An 18,408-nucleotide genomic window follows, 5' to 3' on the forward strand; every position below is an offset into this window, starting at 1 on the left:
CGGCACCGTTCCGCTGAGCCCCTGCCTCGACTGGCAGAGAGCTCCCCCTGGAATGATGCCCGACCCACCAGACCGTGGATTTAGATCGATTCAAGTAGAGCATGCAGGTTCAGCCGAATGCATTCTGCGGCGCAGCATGAGAGGGGGTGTTCGGCAGGGCTGCGCCCTGCACCTGCTCCAAGCCAGGGCAACAGCCGGAGCAATAGCAACAGCTGGCTATCCGTGGGTAGCCGGGGTGGGTCCGGTTGCGGGGGACGCCGTAAACCCGTCCATGGGGGCTTGGCCGCGGCATCCATGCCGCGGACACCCCCGCAACCGGACCCACCCCGCCTTCGACAGATTTCCGCGATCTGTAGATCCACGCCATGCGTGGATGAATCTCTGTCAGATAACGAAATCAATTGGGGTCAGATCCGTTTTCCTTTGGAAAACGGATCTGACCCCATGACCCCGCGTGATTCCAGGACCTATCCAACCGTCACCGGGAAACTGTCAAAGGCGGGGCGGTGTCGGATTGCGGGGTGTCCGCGGCATGGATGCCGCGGCCAAGCCCCCATGGACGGGTTTACGGCGTCCCCGCAATCCGACACCGCCCCGCCCAACACACAGACAACCCAGAGCCGCTTTGGCTTTGGCTTTGGCCGTTGCCCTGGCTTCGGCAGGTGCAGGGCGCAGCCCTGCCGCCCCACCCTCCCCTGCGCACGAAAACGATTTCACTGATTTCAGCAAACCGTCATCCCTTCGCCACGCCAGTACCATATTGCGGAGCAGCATGCGCCCGCGGGCGACCCATGCTAAAAATCGCCCGCCCATCGCTTAGATCGATCCAAGACGACGTTGCGATGGCCGGGAGTTGGGGGAGCAGCAACAGGACGTACCAGGCCACGCGCACGGTGCTACTGCCACTGCATGGCAATAGCGACAATGTCACTTCAAATTAGATCGATTCAAGTTGTCCGTGCCACGTCACCGGATCAATCCAGGAGAGAGGGAGAGATGGGAATGAAGCATTCAACACGTACGCACGGCCAGGACGCCTTGTCACTGGCCATCGCGCTGGCCCTGGTCGCCGCCGTCATTCCGGCCGGCGCCGCCGCGCAGCAGGCCGCTTCCACCGGCTCGCAGGACGCCACCAACCTGGACAGTGTCCAGGTCACCGGCTACCGCTACGCCATTGAAAAGAGCCTTGAGCAGAAGCGCGACGCCAACGCCGTGGTCGAAGTGATCACCGCCGAGGACGTCGGCAAGTTCCCCGACAAGAACGTGGCCGACGCACTGCAGCGCGTGCCCGGCGTGGTCATCACCCGCAGCGGCGGCGAAGGCAAGAGCGTCAGCGTGCGTGGCCTGGCACCCGACCTGACCCTGACCCAGTTGAACGGCAACTACGTGGCCACGTCGGAAACCAACGACGAAGCCACCCGTTCGTTCAACTACACCCTGCTGCCGTCGAACATGCTGTCCAGCGCGGAACTGTTCAAGTCGCCGGAAGCCCGCATCGATGAAGGTGGCATCGGCGGCACGGTCATCCTTCATACCCGCCGTCCGCTGGACATGGAATCCAACTCGGGCTTCGTCACGCTTGAGGGCACCTCCTCCGATACCCACCACGATATCGACCCGCAGGCCTCCGCGCTGTATTCGTGGCACAGCAAGGACGAGCGTTTCGGCGTGCTGGTCGGCGTGACCCAGCAGAAGCGCACCACCCGTACCATGGAAGCCAGCACCGAGGACTACCAGTGGTATGGCGCCGGCAAGGCGCGTGATGCCTATGGCAACGTGCAGGCGCAGGATGGCATCCACTACTGGTGGGGCAGGTCCGGCTTCAACAACCAGACCGGCGGCAACTACAGCGATTTCTTCATGCCGACGTCGGTCAACTTCGCGGTGAAGGAAGAAAAGCGCGAGCGCAAGGGCGGCCAGCTGACCTTCCAGTTCAAGCCCGTCGACAACGTCACGATGACGGCCAACTACTTCCGCTTCGAGCTGCAGGGTGACTACACCCAGAACATGCTGAAGATTCCGGAATGGAGCATGGCCCGCTTCAACGGCGATGGGAACTGGGCCGGCGGCCGCCTGCTCAACGGCCTGGACTTCGACCCCAGCGGCAACACCGTTACCGGCGCCCAGTTCGAAAAGCTGGCCGGAAAGACCTACTACTGCAGCGAAGACCAGGCCAAGGCCGCCGGCCTCAAGCCCGGCGGTTGGGGCCCGGACGACTGCACGGTTCCGACGCCGCAGCTGACCGGTGGCTACAGCAAGGAAAAGGCGCTCTCGCAGACTGCCGACCTGACCATCGACTGGGACATCAGCCCGCTGTGGAAGGCCTCGTTCACCGGTGGTCGCACCTGGTCCGAAGGTGGTCCGTCGATGAACTTCCGCATGTCGGCCAAGCCGCGCCGCAAGGTCGGCAACGACTACCTGCCGGGCAACCTGTACAGCGCCTGGGACCTGACCGGCACGCCCTCGGCCACCTTCTCGCCCGACCTGCAGCAGCAGCTGATGAACGGCATCGCCGAAGTCGATACCGGCTCGACCGATTCGTCGTGGAAGCGCACCGAGGTCAAGCAGAACTACTTCCAGGCTGACGTGACCAAGCTGTTCGAGTCCGGCTGGCTGGACTCGATCCAGTTCGGCGCCAAGTACCGTGACGGCAAGGTCCACCGCAACACCGGCAACACCTACTGGGTGTGCCCCGGCCGAGATCCGGCCGACTATGACAACAGCCGTTACCAGAGTGGCTGCGACCCGACTGCCGGCGACGCGCAGCCCGGCTTCTTCCTGTCCAACCCGATCAGCAACATCGCCGGCGGCTTCAACGCGAATGTGTTCCCGGGCATCAACTACCCGGCCTACATCGACTACCTGAACAAGACCTACGGCGGTTCGCACAACCGCACCGAGGAAGACTTCGTCTACAACGTCAACGAGAAGATCTACTCGGGCTACTTCCAGGCCAACTTCCGTACTGAACGCCTGCGCGGCAATGTCGGCGTGCGCGTGGTGCGCACCAAGCAGTTCGCACAGTCTTCCGACTCGATCGAGAAGTTCAACGACTACTTCCTGGACAACGCATCCGGCGCACCGATGGCGTGCACCGATCCGGCCGCTGCGGCCTACCCGACCTACAGCTGTGAGAGCGGCTTCGTGCGCCTGCCGCATGATCTGGCGCAGAGCAAGACCTACAGCCTGATCGGCGTGGATCGTACCTACACCGACGTACTGCCGAGTTTCAATATCGCCTGGGACATCACCGACACGCTGGTGCTGCGCGGTGCCGCATCGAAGGTGATCGCCCGCCCTGGCTACACCGACATTGCAGCACCGGGCGCACTGAGCTACTACAGCGAGGAATACGTCAATGATCGCCGCGTTGCCGGTGGCGCATCGACCGCAGGCTGGGTCGGCCAGGGCAGCAACAAGCAGCTGGAACCGTTCAAGGCTACCCAGTTCGACCTGGGCCTGGAGTGGTACTTCCAGCCGGGCGCGGTCGCCGGCGTCGGCCTGTTCCGCAAGAACGTGGACAACTTCACCCTGCCGGTGGTGCGCGACACGCCGATGGTCATCGGTGGTGAAGCCGTGAACGTGCAGCGCTACGAAACCCAGGCCAACGGCCGCGATGGCGTGTCTCAGGGCGTCGAGCTGTATGGCCAGTACACCTTCGGTTTCGGCTTCGGTGTGCAGGCCAACTACACCTACAACGACACCAACCTGGCTTCCATTGTTCTGGACGGCCAGGAGATCGGCTCCTCGCCGCTGGTCGGCAGCGCCAAGAACCAGGCCAACGTCACGGTGTTCTACGAGAACGACAAGTTCCTCGCGCGCGCCTCGTTCAACCGTCGCGGCCAGGTGGTCGGTGGGCTCAACAATGGCCTCACCGTCTACACCGAGCCGTATGACCAGCTGGACCTGAACGTGGCCTACAACCTGACCCCGGACTGGACGCTGACCGCCTCGGTGATCAATGCCACCAAGTCCGAGCAGCGCGTGCACCTGGGCAATGACACCAAGGCGCGTCTCGTTTCCAACACCTACGCGGGCCGCCAGCTGTACTTCGGCGCGACCTGGAAGTTCTAAGCCCGCACCGGGTTGCCCGGGCCCGCCCCCGGCGCAACCCACGCCCCGCCCCGGCGGGGACGTTCCTCCACGGCAGCCGCGCTGGTACAGGTGGCTGCCGTTTTCATTGGTGCGCGCTCATTGGTGCGTTGTCATTGGTGCGTTGTCATTCAGTCCAGCGCTTGACCCTGCCATCGTTGGAAGGTGCACACTGGCCCCATCCCAAGAGCATCGAAGGAGCTACAGATGGAATTCCATGTCGACGGCATGACCTGCGGCGGCTGCGCACGCAGCGTGACCCGTGCGATCCAGCAGATCGATCCGAACGCCAGCGTGGTGGCCGATCCGCCAACCGGTCTGGTCAAGGTGCAGACCACCGCCTCGCAGGAACAGGTGTTCGCCGCGGTGAACGATGCCGGTTTCCCGCCGCGCACGGCCTGATTCCCTGCCCTGCCTGCACAACGAAGCCTGCCTCGTGCTTTGGCACGACGCAGGCTTCCTGGTCTTCACTCCCGGGCACCGGATTTGAGCGGAGTACACCGAAGCACGGCATCACCGCCACATGACCTTGCACGCTCAAGAAATGCAGTCACGTTCCGGCATCTGGCCTGGATTCCTTGCTAAAGACTGCCAATGCACCCACCAGCCATTACGTCGCTGGGTAGAATCATCATGTAACGTTTCCATCGACTACGCCGTTGATGGATGCAGTCCGCGACCGGAATAATCGAGTTCCGGAAACGCTATTTGCGCAAGCGTGGAGCCATTCATTTCCCGCAGCACGCCAGCTGCTTCGGGGGCCGGGCCATATGACAACAGTGAGCGCCCAGCAATCGACTCTGCTAGTGCCAGCCTCGCTCAACGAATGTATGCAGTCCAGCGTGCAACGACCCGTAACGATGGGGATGCACCACATCAACGGCAAGCACAATCGATTACGCCTGCTCGCATGATGGGGACCAGAGCAACATCAACAATGGCCATTCCTCAATGACACTGTCAGCACACGCCGGTTTCAATAACCTCACTAATGGGCTTTTGTCCATTCATGGACTATCTTATGCTCGATGCGAGCAGCGAGACCCTGTCGATGGAAGACTTGGACCTCAGACACAATGACGTGCGCACGTGGTGATCCGAGATTGGCAACGCAAGCCCACCCAACGCCCGGCGACCCTTGACCGCGGAAAAACATAGAACAATAACCATGCAGATAGCCAAGGCCGCCCAACTAGCAGTACACAACGTACTCAAAGAAGGACCGACCGACATATTTTCTCGCCCGTTCGAGATCGACCTTCTTAAGAATGAAAACTTCGCAAAGGAGGTCATGAAGAATGTCGAATCCCGGCTCAAATCAGGATCACTGAGCGGGCTTAAAACACACCCCATCCAGCACGTGTTGTTTCCGAAGAAGGATCCATTTGATTTTCGCCGAGCCGCGCTAATGCAGCCAATGGATACGATTACGTATCTAGCCCTTGCACTCACAATTGCTGACGAACTGGAAACCCATCGCCCTCAGCCCGCCAAGCATCGCGTCTTCTCGTATCGATTCAAGCCGAAGGACGGATTTCTATTCAACCCGGCGTATAATTTCACATCATTTGAACAGCATGTCTCAAACAGCGTAAGACGGCCGAAAACGAAGGTTCTGGTCAAGTGCGATATCTCGAGCTTCTATGATCGCCTCAACCTTCACAGACTGGAATCCACGCTACTGGGCCTCCCCCTGGACAAGGGGCCGGTCAAGCTCATAAATGAACTTCTTCTTTTCTGGGCAAACCGCGATTCTTACAGCCTCCCCATTGGCGGGAATGCCAGTCGGATCCTTGCAGAAGCAGCATTGATATCAGTCGACGACTATCTATTGTCGAATGGAGTCAACTTCTGCAGATTCGTTGATGACTATCGCTTCTTCGCCCCGGATATAGAATCCGCGCATGCTTGGCTGACTCTCTTTGTTGAGCGGCTCTTTCTGGAAGGCCTTTCGATCAATCCAGCAAAGACCTCGATCGAAGACGTTGCATCGCGGCGCACGAGCATTGCTGTCGTTGCGCCCCCCACCCTGCCACACAATCCGAAGCGCGATCTAGGCCCGGCCCGCCTGATCGTCGGATATACAGGAATCATCCCAACCAAATTTCGCGAACTCTCGGAGAGAGAGTCTGCTGAACTTATGCATGAAGACCTCGACTCAATACTGAAACAACTGAAAGAGAAAGTGGTCGTACTTCCCGACGATATTCGCCGCCTCCTGCGCATACTTGTGGCCCAGAGTGCTTTCAACAAGCTAAGCTCGCTGCCCGAGATCCTGAACCGGTTCCCTCAATTCACACCCCTAGCGGTTGACCTCCTGATAAAGAAGTCAGGCAATGTGCCCTCGGAGGTTCGTGACAACCTGACAAAGTACTTCATAGGCAAGACGAACATCTCGGAGAAAGTTCCGGAATACATATTGATCGCAGTGGTCCGCCTTCTTGGCGCCGAGGGATACCAGCGAAAAGATGCACTGCTCGATATCTTCCGGAACCAGAAACGAAACGCGGGCTCGTACATCGGTCGATGCATTATTGATGCCATACATGAACCGGCGACCCGGAATGATGCACTGGAAGTGCGACAGTACTTCAATCGTGCAGATGCCTGGGAACGGCGAGCGATCATTCGCCTCGTCAAGAGTAAACTACCTGAGGAAGAGACGCGCCCATGGCTGAAGAACGTGAGAATTCACACTGCCGATGATCACTTCGCCATTGAGTCATTTGAACCAAAGAAGAAGTGAGATCGAAAGATGATTTCCTAGTTATTGACAGAAATTCGGCAAGCGTCCCGGCGTATTCAGAGCTTCACGCCAATGTCAGCAGACAGTCCACACTCCAGATCGATGGGGCACAACGGCTTCTCGCTGCTACTCAGGCGGCGTGGCTGCGCCGCCGCACCGCGCCGGTCTTCGCGGCAACGACCGGCACCGGAGCCTCATCGTCTTCGCCCAACCGCTCCAGGATCGGGCATTCCGGGCGCTCATCGCCCGCGCAGCAGCTGATCAGTGACTTCAACGTGTCGGCCATCTGCCGCATCTGCTCGATGCGCTGTTCCAGATCGGCGATGTGCTGTTCGGCCAGGTGCTTGACGTCGGCACTGTGGCGCGAGGTGTCGTTCCACAGGCCCAGCAGATCGGTGATCTCGGCCACCTGGAAGCCGAGATCGCGCGCGCGACGGATGAAGCGCAGACGGTGGATGTCCGCCTGCGAGTACGCCCGGTAGCCCGACTCGGTGCGATCAGCCGCAGGAATCAAGCCGATCTGTTCGTAGTAGCGGATCATCTTCGCCGACACGCTGGAGGCCTTGGCAGCTTCACCGATGTTCATGCGGTTCTCCTTCAATGGGTCGCAGCAGGGGCTTCCGCCATCGGCGGCTGGAAGCGGCGCAGGCGCAGTGCGTTGCCCAGCACGAACACGCTGGACAGCGCCATCGCACCGGCAGCAAATACCGGCGACAACAGCACGCCCCAGACCGGGTACAGCACGCCGGCCGCCACCGGAATCAACGCGGTGTTGTAGGCGAAGGCCCAGAACAGGTTCTGCCGGATGTTGCCCAGCGTTGCCTTCGACAGCGCGATGGCATTCGGCACGCCCTGCAGGTTGCCCGACATCAGCACCACATCGGCCGACTCCACCGCGATATCGGTGCCGGTACCGATGGCCAGGCCGACATCGGCCTCGGCCAGTGCCGGCGCATCGTTGATGCCATCGCCGACGAAGGCAACGTGGCCATGCGTGGCCTTCAGCCGGCGCACCGCTTCGACCTTGCCTTCCGGCAGCACCTCGGCCACGACTTCATCGATGCCGAGCTGGCGTGCGATCGCCTGCGCGGTGCCGGCATTGTCACCGGTGATCATCGCCACCTTCAGGCCCAGCTGATGCAGTGCGGCGATCGCCGCCGGCGTGCTCGGCTTGATCGGATCGGACACTGCGATGATCGCGGCCAGTCGACCATCGACGGCGGCATACAGCGGCGATTTCCCCTGGGTGCCCAGCTCTGCCGCCAGCGTCGCAAACACAGTGATGTCCACGCCCAGATCGCGCATGAAGCGATCGGCACCGACCTCCACACGCGCACCCTCCACGCTGGCGCGTACACCCATGCCGGTGACCGATTCGAAGTCGGCCATGGCCGGCAGTGCGATGCCATGCTCGGTGGCTGCATCGACGATGGCGCGGGCGATCGGATGCTCCGAGCGCGATTCCACTGCAGCAACCGCGGCCAGCACCCTGGCGCGATCAAAACCGTCGGCGATCTCCAGGTCGGTCAGGCGCGGACGACCTTCGGTGAGCGTGCCGGTCTTGTCCACCGCCACCACCTGCGCGTCCTTCAGCAGCTGCAGTGCTTCCCCTTTGCGGAACAGCACGCCCATTTCGGCGCCACGGCCGGTACCGACCATGATCGAGGTCGGCGTGGCCAGGCCCATCGCGCAGGGGCAGGCAATGATCAGCACCGCCACCGCATTGACCAGCGCGAAGCTCAGCGCCGGCGATGGGCCGAAGATCAACCAGACCGCGAAGGTCGCCAGCGCGGCCAGCATCACCGCCGGCACGAACCACAGGGTGACCTTGTCGACCACCGCCTGGATCGGCAGCTTCGAGCCCTGTGCCTGTTCGACCATGCGGATGATCTGCGCCAGCATGGTCTGCGCGCCCACCGCCGTGGCACGCACGGTCAGTGCACCTTTCTGGTTGACCGTGCCGCCGACCACGCTGCTGCCCGGCTGCTTCTCGACCGGAATCGGTTCGCCACTGATCATCGACTCGTCGATGTAGCTGCGGCCCTCGATCACCTCGCCATCGACCGGCACGCGCTCGCCCGGTCGCACTTCCACCACATCGCCGCTCTGCACTTCATTGACCGGGATGTCGACGGTACGGCCGTCACGGATCACGTGCGCGACCTTGGCCTGCAGGTTGACCAGGCGCTTGATCGCCTCGGAGGTGCGGCCCTTGGCGCGCGCTTCGAGGAAGCGGCCGAGCAGGATCAGCGCGACGATCACCGCCGCTGCTTCGTAGTAGACGTTCACCGTGCCCGGTGGCAACAACCGCGGTGCAAAGGTCGCCACTACCGAGTAACCGAACGCTGCGGCGGTACCCACCGCCACCAGCGAGTTCATGTCCGGTGCCAGCCGCAGCAGTGCCGGGAAACCCTTCTGGTAGAAACGGCGGCCGGGAATGGCCAGCACCAGCAGGGTCAGTACGAACTGCAGGTACCAGCTGGTCTGCATGCCGAGGGTGGCCATCACCCATTCGTGCATGCCGGGAATCAGGTGCGAACCCATTTCCAGCACGAACACCGGCAGTGCAAGTGCGGTGGCCACGATCAGGTCACGTTTCAGTTCGGCGCGCTCGGCATCCTTCTTTTCCGCCGCTTCGTCATCGGACTGAACGCCTGCTTCGATGGCACGGGCGGCATAACCGACCTTGTCGATGGCCGCTACCAGCGCATCCACAGCGGCCACGCCGCGCACCGTGGCGCGTTCGGTGGCCAGGTTGACGCTGGCCTGGCTGACGCCCGGTACCGCCAGCAGCGCGCGTTCGACGCGGCCGACGCAGGAGGCACAGGTCATGCCTTCCACTGCCAGCTCGATGGTGCCGGCCGGCACGTCATAGCCCACCCGCTCCACCGCCTGGATCAGCGCGGCGCGATCGACCGGACCGGACGGGCGGATATCCGCGCGCTCGGTGGCCAGATTGACCGAAACACTGCCCACACCTTCGACCTTGGACAGCGCCGCCTCGACACGGCCGACGCAGCTGGCGCAGGTCATGCCTTCAATGGGCAGGCTGATGGTGGAGGGACTGGCGGGGATTGCGGTGGCGCGGGGCGTGCTCATGATCGGATTCCCGGGGTTCCTTCTGGATGCGGACAGGCTAAACCTTGCCATCGTGGGAAGGTCAAATCCAGCCACCCCGGGGTTCATGAAGGGGTTCATCCACGCATGGCGTGGATCTGCCGAGCGGACGGAGGCGCCAGGCGGATCAAGCCCGGCGCCCCCGCAGGTCTGCTCAGAAGGTGAACACGTACTCCAGCGCGAACTCGCGGCCAACCGCGCCGAGCAGGCGGGTCGGGGCGAAATCGTAGTCCAGCTTGTACGGGTCCTTGTGGTTCCAGCTGGCCGAGTTGAACGCGTTGTTGACGTAGACGTTGACCTTGGCGTGCTCGGTCACCTGGTAGCCCACGTTGAAGTTCCAGGTGATGAACGGCCCCACCCGCCCGTAGTAGCGCGCCGTCTGCTGGCCGGCGTTGGGATTCGGATTCGGCGAGCCGTCCGGACGCGTGGCCGGCTCCAGGCAGTTGAGCGACGGGCTGTCGCTGGGCACGTAACCATCGGCGAACGGCAGGCAGCCGCCAGGATTGTTCAGGCGATCGGTGCCCCAGTGGTAGCGCACGCCCGGCACCGAACCGATGCGATCGGCATAGACGTTGGCATTCCAGTTGCCACGCTGCCAGGCCAGGCTCGCGCGCAGCTTGCTGCGCAGGTCGCGGTCACGACGCTCCGGGTTCGGATCGTTGGCGTAACGCTGTTCCTTGGTCGAGATCTGGTTGGTGTAGTTCAGGCCGAGCTGGAAGTTGCCCCACTGCGCGGTTTCCAGGCGATAGCGCGCGGTCAGGTCGATGCCGCGCACTTCGCGGCTGGCCAGGTTGAAGGGGCCGCGCTCGATCGATACCAGGCGACCGTTGCTGTCACGGTTCACGCGGGCCAGGATGCCGGCGCAATACTCGCCACCGGCCGGATTGGCCCATGGCGTACCGTCCATGTTCTTGCCGGTCAGGCAGCCCGCTTCGCTGGCCAGCACCTCGTCGGCGCCAACGTCGACGATCATGTCTTCCAGTTTGATCGCCCAGTAGTCAGCACTGACCGACAAGTTCGGCATCACGTCCCAGACGAAACCGACCGTCCACGAATCGCCGGTTTCCGAACGCAGCAACGGCGTGCCACGCCGGTTCACGTCGAAGGTGTACCAGACATCGGTGTTGCCCACGCCACAGTTGTTGACCAGGTAGGCACCGCTCTGGATGCAGCTCAGGCGGTCATAGGTCTGCACTTCGGAGCTGCTCGGTTGACCGAGCAGATAGTGCATGTCCGGCGCATGGAAGCTTGTGGCATAGGAGCCACGCACCAGCAGCGACTCCACCGGGCGCCATTCCAGGCCGACGTTCCAGGTGGTCTCCTTCTGGCTGCCGATGTCCAGCGCTTCGCCGCTGTTGTCAGCCTTGTAGCTGCCATAGCGGTCATAGCGCGCGGCCGCAGTGGCGGTCACGCTGTCCAGCAGCGGAATCTTGAACTCGACACCGGCCGAATAGCGGGTGCGCTCGCCGCCACCGCGATCGACGTTCTGCAGGTCGAAGTCGATGCCGGCGCGTGGATCGGGACTGAGGTGGTAGCCCTGCTGCGCGACTTCGGCCACCGCCGCGAACGAGATCGGCCCGGCCCAGCCCTGGAACAGCTCGCCGGTGATATCCGCCGACGCCTGGTTGACCCATGAGGACGCACGGTTCTTCGCCACCGTGCCCATCTGCCAGTACTGGTCCGGCGTCAGCGGGTTCCACCAGCGCGATTCGTTCAGTGCGTAGATCGCCTCGCCATCGGCGGTGGTGCCCAGGCGCGGGCCAAGGAAGTAGTCGTACGACTTCTGCTTGTCGACCACGTTCTGCCGTTCTTCCACGCGGTAATAGGAACGCCCCACCGTGGCGCTCCAGTCGAAGCGATCGGCCAGGCGTCCACGCAGGCCCGCGCTCCAGTCCCAGGACAGTTCACGGTTGGTGTTGCGCAGCGTATCCAGGCCCCCGACCTCGTTCGGGGTGAACTGGCGCACGCCGAGGATCGGGCGGTTGCGGTTGGCATCCCAGTAGTAGCCGTTGTCATCGTCGATCAGCGACACGCTGGGCGGATTGGTGCCCCAGATCGCCTCGGAGCGGTACACCGCCAGGTTGGTCCAGGCCTGCAGGTCGTTGCTGAAATCGAAGGTGGCATACAAGTTGCCGGACACGTTCTCGGCACCACCGGTGAGCAGCCAGTTGGCGTAGTCGGCGCTCATGCCGCACAGGCGACCGGTGTTGGTGATGGTGTTGGCGGCGTAGTTGTAGACCGGGCGATCGGCGGTGTAGTACTCCCCGTCGAACTTCTCGCAGGTGCCGGTGGGCGGCGTCAGGCGCTGGCCGGTGGTCGGATCGATCAGCGCCAGGCCGGCAGTGGGACGGAAGCCGACCTTGCGTTGTTCCATGTTCCAGGACGGGTACGGCGCATCATCGGCATCGTCCATCTGCGGGCGGTCACGGCCGAACAGCGGATCGCGCTTTGTGTACTGCAGCGCGTAGGTCACGCTCCAGTTGTCGCCGGTCTTGCCGCCGGCCCAGGACAGATCCCAGGTATCGCGGCCGCCTTCGGTGGAGGTACCACCGCGCACGCGTACTTCGTCGCCGTCATAGTTGGTCTTCAGGATGACGTTGACCACGCCCGCGATCGCATCGGAACCATAGATGGCCGAGGCGCCACCGGTCAGTACTTCGATGCGCTCGACTGCGGCAGCGGGAATGTTGCCGTAGTTGGAGAAGTTGGTTTCGCCGCCGTAGGGCAGCGGATAGTCGGCTACACGGCGACCGTTGACCAGCAGCAGCGAGCGGTTCGGGCCCATCCCGCGCAGGTTCAGGCCGCTGGCATTGGGCGTATGCGATCCCCACTGCGAGGCGGCTTCAACGGTGCCGGTGGCTTCAGTGAGCGTCTTCAGCGCGTCGTACACGCTGACGAAGCCTTCCTTCTGGATCTGCGCGGCGGTGATCACGTTGACCGGCGCCGGGCCTTCAACGCTGGCGCGCTTGATGCGCGAACCGGTGACGGTGACCGCATCGAGATCCTTGGTGGACGAGTTGACGGCCTCCTGCGCACTGGCCGCCAGGGGCAACAGGGCCAGGACCAGGGCCTGGGACAGCAGGTGACGACGCTTGCGAACGATCTGAGCCATGGGTGGTTGCTCTTCGAAAGTGTGGACGCACGGACGGGTGGTGGCGCGGCACTACGGCTGATCCGGGCACCTGGATCGGTTCAAGACCGTCCCGACGCCCTCCCCTGTGGATCGATCCAAACTAAAGCACAGCTGAACCACGCCGGGCATGCGGCGACGCAGCAACACGTGGCGTAATGCCGTTATCGGCTGCAGGTATCCAGAACAATCAAAGGGTTGCGAAACATCGCTGAGAGAACGGTGCACGAAGTGATGACACGATTGCGACAGACGCGCGCGGAACGGTTTTGTCCGTCGAGTGTCTGCATCCGGGGTCGGATCCCCTCGCAGAGGGGCTCTGACCCGATTGCGTCGACGCGTGCGCATCCAGATGGGGTCAGAGCCCTTCTGCGAAGGAATCCGACCCCGGGCTTGCGATCAGGCGTCCAGCGCCTGCCGCAGCGCGGCCACAGTGGCAGTGGCGGTCTGGCTCCAGTCCGGGTCCAGCCCTCGCAAAGCCGGGTTCTGGAACTGCATGGCCGAGCGCCGCAGGCCCTTGGCCGAGGCGTGCAGTTCGGTACAGCCGGTCTGCCGTGCGACGGTTGCGATGTTGCCCGGGGCCAATCCGGCGCCGGCCATCACCGTAATGCGGCTCGCTGCCTGGGTAACGAGGCCTGCCAGCACATCGGCACCGGCCTCGGCGCTGACCTCGCCGCCCGAGGTCAGCACGCGCTGGCAACCCAGCCCGATCACCTGCTCCAGCGCCGCCGGCAGATCGCGGGCAGCGTCGAAGGCGCGATGGAAGGTCACCTGCAACGGCCCGGCAGCCTGAACCAGCTCGCAGCACAGCGCCACGTCGATGCCGCCCTGCACATCCAGCGCGCCGATCACCACGCCATCGCAGCCCAGCGCGCGGCACTGCGCGATGTCACGCAGCATCAGTTCGGTTTCCAGCGCGTCGTAGTGGAAGTCGCCCGGGCGCGGCCGCACCAGCACGAACAGCGGAATCGACAGGCGTTCGCGGGCGATCGCGATGCTGGCAAACGACGGCGTGGTGCCGCCCTCGGCCAGGTTGTCGAACAGCTCGATGCGGTCGGCGCCGCCGGCCTGTGCCGCCAGCGCCGAAGCCAGCGAGTTGCTGGCGATCTCCAGTGTGAGCCGCGTGCTCACGTCTGAGTGCTCGTGTAGATCGACGGCGAATCACGCAGGTCATCCTGGCGCTGTGCATCGCACACCGCGTAGACGAAGCCGCGATGCAGCGCGTAGGCGCCCACCTCGCCCTGCTTGTTCATGGCCAGGAAGCACACCTGCAGTGTCTTGCTCGCTTCGGGGCGCTTGCGCACCACGCGGTCGATCGCTTCGCGGCAGGCCTGCGCCGGCGAGCGCCCCTGGCGCATCAGCTCGACCACCAGGAACGAGGCCGCGTTGCGGATCATCTCTTCACCCACGCCCGAAGCAGTGGCCGCACCCACGTCGTTGTCGACGTACAGGCCGGCACCGATGATAGGGCTGTCGCCGACGCGGCCGTGCAGTTTCCAGGCCATGCCGCTGGTGGTGCAGGCACCGGCCAGATGGCCCTTGGCATCCAGTGCCAGCATGCCGATGGTGTCGTGGTTGTCGCTGTTGCCGGGAATACCACGGCGCTCGGCATTGATCTGCGGCTGGTACTTCTCGGTCTTCAACCACTCGCGCCAGGCGGCTTCGGCCTGCGGCGTCAGCAGGTGCTTGCGCTCAAAACCCTGCTGCACCGCGAACTGCTGCGCGCCCTCGCCCACCAGCAGCACGTGCGGGCTGTTCTCCATCACTTTGCGGGCCACCGACACCGGATGCAGGATGTCGACCAGCGCGGCCACTGCACCACAACGGCCATCGCCGTCCATGATGCTCGCGTCCAGGCTCAGCACGCCGTCGCGATCCGGGTTGCCGCAATGGCCGACGGTGGGGTTGCACAGCTCGCTCTCGGCCCAGCGTGCACCGGCTTCGACTGCATCCAGTGCGCTGCCACCCTGCGCCAGTACTTTCCATGCGGCCTGGTTGGCCGGTACGCCGAAGTCCCAGGTGGAGACCACCCTGGCCCCACCCTGCGTGCGCGCCTGCACGCCTGGCAAAGCCGCCATGCCTGCGGCCAGTGCACCGGCCTGCAGGAACTGCCTGCGATCCACCATCTTCCCCTCCCAGTCTGCAATGCACGGCCGGCCCGATGCCGGCCCTGCCGATCAGTCGTGCGTGGGCTGTCGTGCGGCGTGCCAGACCGCAGCACCGAGTACGCCCAGCTGGCCATGCTCCGCGCGCCACACCGGCACCTGGCGCAGCACCTCGGTCAGCACGCCCTTGTTGAGGAAGCGCTCACGGAAGCGGCCATCGGCCAGGAAATCCTGCACATGCGCGGAAATGCCCCCGGCCAGGTACACCGAACGCGCGCCGACGGCGATCGCCGCGTCGCCGGCCAGGCTGCCCAGCCAGGCACAGAAGACCTGCAGCGTTTCCACCGCCAGTGCATCCTCGCCGCTGCGCGCCGCGCCGATCAGCGCCTCGGTACTGGTCCACACCGGGGTGGCTCCGCGCAGCTCGCACAGGCACGGATACAGGTTCATCAGGCCGCTGCCGGACAGCACCCGTTCGTTGTCCACGTGCGCCCAGCGCTGCAGCAGTTTGCCCAGCACCTGCAGTTCCAGCCCGTTGCCGGCGCCGAGCGCGGCATGGCCGATCTCGCTGGCCAGCACCGGGCGCTCGCCATCGGCGAAACGCAGCGCGGCACCCAGGCCGGTACCTGCACCCAGCACCAGCGCCGGGAAGGCCTGCGCCGGATCGGCGTCGCCATTCAGTGGCACCAGGGTTTCCGGCTGCAGGTACGGGATGGCCAGCGCCACCGCTTCGAAATCATTGATCAGCTGCAGTTCGAGCAGCCCGGACTGCGCGCGGGTGGCCGACAGCGACACCGTCCACGGCAGGTTGGAATTGATCAGCACATCGCCATCGAGCAGGCCGGCGATGGCGACCACCGCGGTCTGCACCGGCTGGCCGAGGCCGGCAGTGAAATCGGCCAGGATCGCGGCCAGGCTGGAATGCTCGGCACAGGCATAGGTGCGATGGCTGCCCAGCAGCGGCGCGTGCCCGGGTTGGGTCTCAGCCAAGGCCAGGCGGGCGAAGGTGCCGCCGACATCGGCAACGACCAGATGGCGCGGAAGACCGCCGCGGGCGGAGTCGGAGGAAACCGGGGACGCTGCTGCGATGGTCACGCTGGCCTGCTTGGATCGATTGAATCGCCCCGATTCTCAGGCATCGGGGCGGCTTTGCCTAGCGCGCCGATGGTTCAGGTTGGCCTACATGCCTTCCTGTTCGGCCACCTGCACGCCGTCCACCAGCACGCGCAGGCGCTGCGGACGGAAGCCGGCGAACAACAGCGGCCGGGTGCGTTCGACCAGCACCTCGTGGCCGGCGATGTGACGCAGCCACGACTGTACCAGCGAGAACGAGAAGTGGGTGCCCGGATGCAGCGGGTGCTGCACCCAGACCTTCTCGGTGGCGCTCTGCAGCAGCATCGCGCCGGTGAACCAGTGGCGGCTGAGGGTCACCGGCGTGGTGCCGACCATGAAGCGGATATCCATGCGGGGTCCTTTCGCTGGAGCGATGGTTCGGAGGTCAGGGCTGGGCAGTCTGCAGGCTGTAGCTGGTGTTGGCGGTGAACACCGCGCCATCGGGCTGGGTGGAGCGTACCTCGACCTTGTGGCTGCCCACCGCCAGATCGGTCGGCAGCGCACCACGCCACAGGTGCGGCGACGCGGTAGCCTCCGGCGAGCGGTCGTAACCGCGCAGGTTGTTGGCAAGATCGTCGGCCACGTTCTCCACCATCAGGCGCGGATCGGGCTGGCTGACCTGTTTCATCGGCTGCCAGGCGCCGCCATCGACGCGGTACTCGACCACGCTGGCGTCCTCACCCATGTAGACGTTGGCATAGATGCCCCACGCCGGGTAGGCGCCCTGGCGCAGCACCTTGGGTGCATGCAGGCCGATCTGCTCGCTGGCCGGCTGGCCGGCCACGCGGTACTGCAGTTTGTAGCTGCCATTGCCGGCCACGTCGAGCAACGCATAGCCCTTCGGTGTGCCATCGCTCATGGTGCTGTCCGGCACGCCAACGGCGTCCTTCACCCCCGACCAGAACGCACCGCAGTTGGCGCCCACGTTGTACTCGTGCAGCGGCTTTTCGCCATTCCAACCCTCGGCCTTGCCGTGGTAGACGTGCTGCTGGGTGTGGCTGTGGCCGCTGAGCACCAGCACGTTGCGGAAGTCCTTCAGCAGGTCGAACAGGCGCTGGCGGTCTGCATGGCGGAAGGTCTCGCGCCCCGGCGCGGCGTCGAACAGCGGGATGTGCATGCCCAGCACCAGCAGGCGATCCTTGTGCAGGCCCTTCAGGTAGCCGGCAAGGAAGGCGAACTGGTCTTCGCGCAGGCCGCCGATGTACTTCGGCCTCGCCTTGGGGTCGTACACCACGTCGTCCAGGAACACGAAGCTGGCGCCGCCCTCTTCCACCGCGTAGGTGTCCGGGCCGTAGATGTTGCGCCAGCTGTCCAGTGAGTGCTCGTCGCTGGCCGCATCGAAATCGAGATCGTGGTTGCCCGGCACGTGGAACCACGGCACACCGAGCTCGGTGGTGACCTTGTTGATCGCCGGGTACAGGGCCAGGTCATCGTTGACGATGTCGCCCAGGGTGGTGCCCATGCGCGCCTTGGTCTGGCCGACCAGCGGCGCCACGATCGACTGCTGGTAGTAGCCGATGTCCTTCAGGCTGGCGGTCTGCGAATCGGTGAACACCAGCATCTGGAAACCACGGCGGCTGTCATGGCGATCCGCCTGCAGCGCGAAATCCCAGTTGCGGGTGATATCGCTGGTGGCGGCGATGCCACCGTACTTCAGCGCCGGCGAGCCGCTCGGGCGGTAGTGGCGCCAGAACGACGGCAGGCCGTCGGTCGCCTTCGGGAAGGCGTAGGCATCGGGCTTGATCACGAACACGGTCTGGCCGTCGCGCACCGGCAGGCTGTAGCTGCCGTCGGCGGCGGTCTTGACGATGGCCTCGCCATTGGAGACCTGCACCCCGGCCAGGCCCGGATCAGTCGCGCCGCGCCCCGGCCGGCCGTCACGCTCCAGATAGACCTTGCCGCTGACCACGGTATCCGCGGCCCAGGCCGGCGAGGTCAGCAACAGGCAGCACAGCCAGGTGGCAGGCAGTTTCATGGGCGGTCCGGGAAAGAAAGACCGCCTATTGTAGATTCCGTTGATGACATCGCGCACGTGATGGCGCATTGCCGGTAGTGCCGGCCGCTGGCCGGCAACCAGCCGATGCCCGACGATCATGAGGTTGCCG

The 18,408-nt window shown here is 64.1% G+C and carries 11 protein-coding genes; 3 read left to right on the forward strand and 8 right to left on the reverse strand.

All coding sequences use genetic code 11. The features are described 5' to 3' along the window. Positions 1-996: 996 nt before the first annotated feature. From VPH47_RS11475 to VPH47_RS11485, 3 genes are all read left to right on the forward strand, one after another. A complete protein-coding gene (locus VPH47_RS11475) occupies positions 997-4,074 on the forward strand; it encodes a TonB-dependent receptor (protein ID WP_368850828.1) in 3,078 nt (1,025 codons plus the stop codon). 225 nt (positions 4,075-4,299) lie between these two features. After that, positions 4,300-4,494, forward strand: a complete 195-nt coding sequence (locus VPH47_RS11480; protein ID WP_008267227.1) for a heavy-metal-associated domain-containing protein — start codon at positions 4,300-4,302, stop codon at positions 4,492-4,494. 766 nt (positions 4,495-5,260) lie between these two features. Continuing rightward, complete coding sequence (locus VPH47_RS11485) at positions 5,261-6,838, forward strand: RNA-directed DNA polymerase (protein WP_368850829.1); 1,578 nt, start codon at positions 5,261-5,263, stop codon at positions 6,836-6,838. Positions 6,839-6,968: 130 nt separating this feature from the next. Here the strand turns inward: VPH47_RS11485 and cueR are convergent, their stop codons facing one another. The 8 genes from cueR to VPH47_RS11525 form a co-directional block, all read right to left on the reverse strand. Then, positions 6,969-7,424 carry a Cu(I)-responsive transcriptional regulator gene (cueR, locus tag VPH47_RS11490; protein ID WP_368850830.1) on the reverse strand — a complete coding sequence of 152 codons (456 nt, stop codon included), beginning with the start codon at positions 7,422-7,424 and terminating at the stop codon, positions 6,969-6,971. A gap of 11 nt (positions 7,425-7,435) precedes the next feature. Beyond that, positions 7,436-9,937: a heavy metal translocating P-type ATPase gene (locus VPH47_RS11495; RefSeq protein ID WP_368850831.1), complete on the reverse strand. Its 2,502-nt coding sequence runs from the start codon at positions 9,935-9,937 to the stop codon at positions 7,436-7,438. A 172-nt stretch (positions 9,938-10,109) separates the two neighbouring features. Continuing rightward, the gene (locus VPH47_RS11500; protein WP_368850832.1) at positions 10,110-13,067 is read right to left on the reverse strand and encodes a TonB-dependent receptor plug domain-containing protein; all 2,958 of its coding nucleotides are present in this window, start codon (positions 13,065-13,067) and stop codon (positions 10,110-10,112) included. Positions 13,068-13,484: 417 nt separating this feature from the next. Then, positions 13,485-14,216, reverse strand: coding sequence for a copper homeostasis protein CutC (locus tag VPH47_RS11505; RefSeq protein ID WP_368850833.1), 732 nt, complete (start codon positions 14,214-14,216; stop codon positions 13,485-13,487). Then, positions 14,213-15,211 (reverse strand): N(4)-(beta-N-acetylglucosaminyl)-L-asparaginase, encoded by a 999-nt coding sequence (locus tag VPH47_RS11510; RefSeq protein ID WP_368850834.1) that lies wholly within the window; start codon positions 15,209-15,211, stop codon positions 14,213-14,215. The genes VPH47_RS11505 and VPH47_RS11510 overlap by 4 nt, the downstream gene beginning before the upstream one ends. A 51-nt stretch (positions 15,212-15,262) precedes the next feature. Then, positions 15,263-16,285: a glucokinase gene (locus tag VPH47_RS11515; RefSeq protein ID WP_368850835.1), complete on the reverse strand. Its 1,023-nt coding sequence runs from the start codon at positions 16,283-16,285 to the stop codon at positions 15,263-15,265. Positions 16,286-16,369: 84 nt separating this feature from the next. Continuing rightward, positions 16,370-16,654: a hypothetical protein gene (locus VPH47_RS11520; protein ID WP_153854920.1), complete on the reverse strand. Its 285-nt coding sequence runs from the start codon at positions 16,652-16,654 to the stop codon at positions 16,370-16,372. A 34-nt stretch (positions 16,655-16,688) separates the two neighbouring features. Then, the gene (locus VPH47_RS11525) at positions 16,689-18,278 is read right to left on the reverse strand and encodes a calcineurin-like phosphoesterase C-terminal domain-containing protein (RefSeq protein WP_368850836.1); all 1,590 of its coding nucleotides are present in this window, start codon (positions 18,276-18,278) and stop codon (positions 16,689-16,691) included. Positions 18,279-18,408: the final 130 nt, after the last annotated feature.

This window comes from Stenotrophomonas sp. WED208 (assembly GCF_040984485.1).
Taxonomy (GTDB): domain Bacteria; phylum Pseudomonadota; class Gammaproteobacteria; order Xanthomonadales; family Xanthomonadaceae; genus Stenotrophomonas; species Stenotrophomonas riyadhensis.

Excerpts from the sequence above, each read along its gene's own strand:
- VPH47_RS11475 (WP_368850828.1), top strand. The coding sequence starts at position 997 with ATGGGAATGAAGCATTCAACACGTACGCACGGCCAGGACGCCTTGTCA.
- VPH47_RS11480 (WP_008267227.1), top strand. The coding sequence starts at position 4,300 with ATGGAATTCCATGTCGACGGCATGACCTGCGGCGGCTGCGCACGCAGC.
- VPH47_RS11485 (WP_368850829.1), top strand. The coding sequence starts at position 5,261 with ATGCAGATAGCCAAGGCCGCCCAACTAGCAGTACACAACGTACTCAAA.
- cueR (WP_368850830.1), bottom strand. The coding sequence starts at position 7,424 with ATGAACATCGGTGAAGCTGCCAAGGCCTCCAGCGTGTCGGCGAAGATG.
- VPH47_RS11495 (WP_368850831.1), bottom strand. The coding sequence starts at position 9,937 with ATGAGCACGCCCCGCGCCACCGCAATCCCCGCCAGTCCCTCCACCATC.
- VPH47_RS11500 (WP_368850832.1), bottom strand. The coding sequence starts at position 13,067 with ATGGCTCAGATCGTTCGCAAGCGTCGTCACCTGCTGTCCCAGGCCCTG.
- VPH47_RS11510 (WP_368850834.1), bottom strand. The coding sequence starts at position 15,211 with ATGGTGGATCGCAGGCAGTTCCTGCAGGCCGGTGCACTGGCCGCAGGC.
- VPH47_RS11520 (WP_153854920.1), bottom strand. The coding sequence starts at position 16,654 with ATGGATATCCGCTTCATGGTCGGCACCACGCCGGTGACCCTCAGCCGC.
- VPH47_RS11525 (WP_368850836.1), bottom strand. The coding sequence starts at position 18,278 with ATGAAACTGCCTGCCACCTGGCTGTGCTGCCTGTTGCTGACCTCGCCG.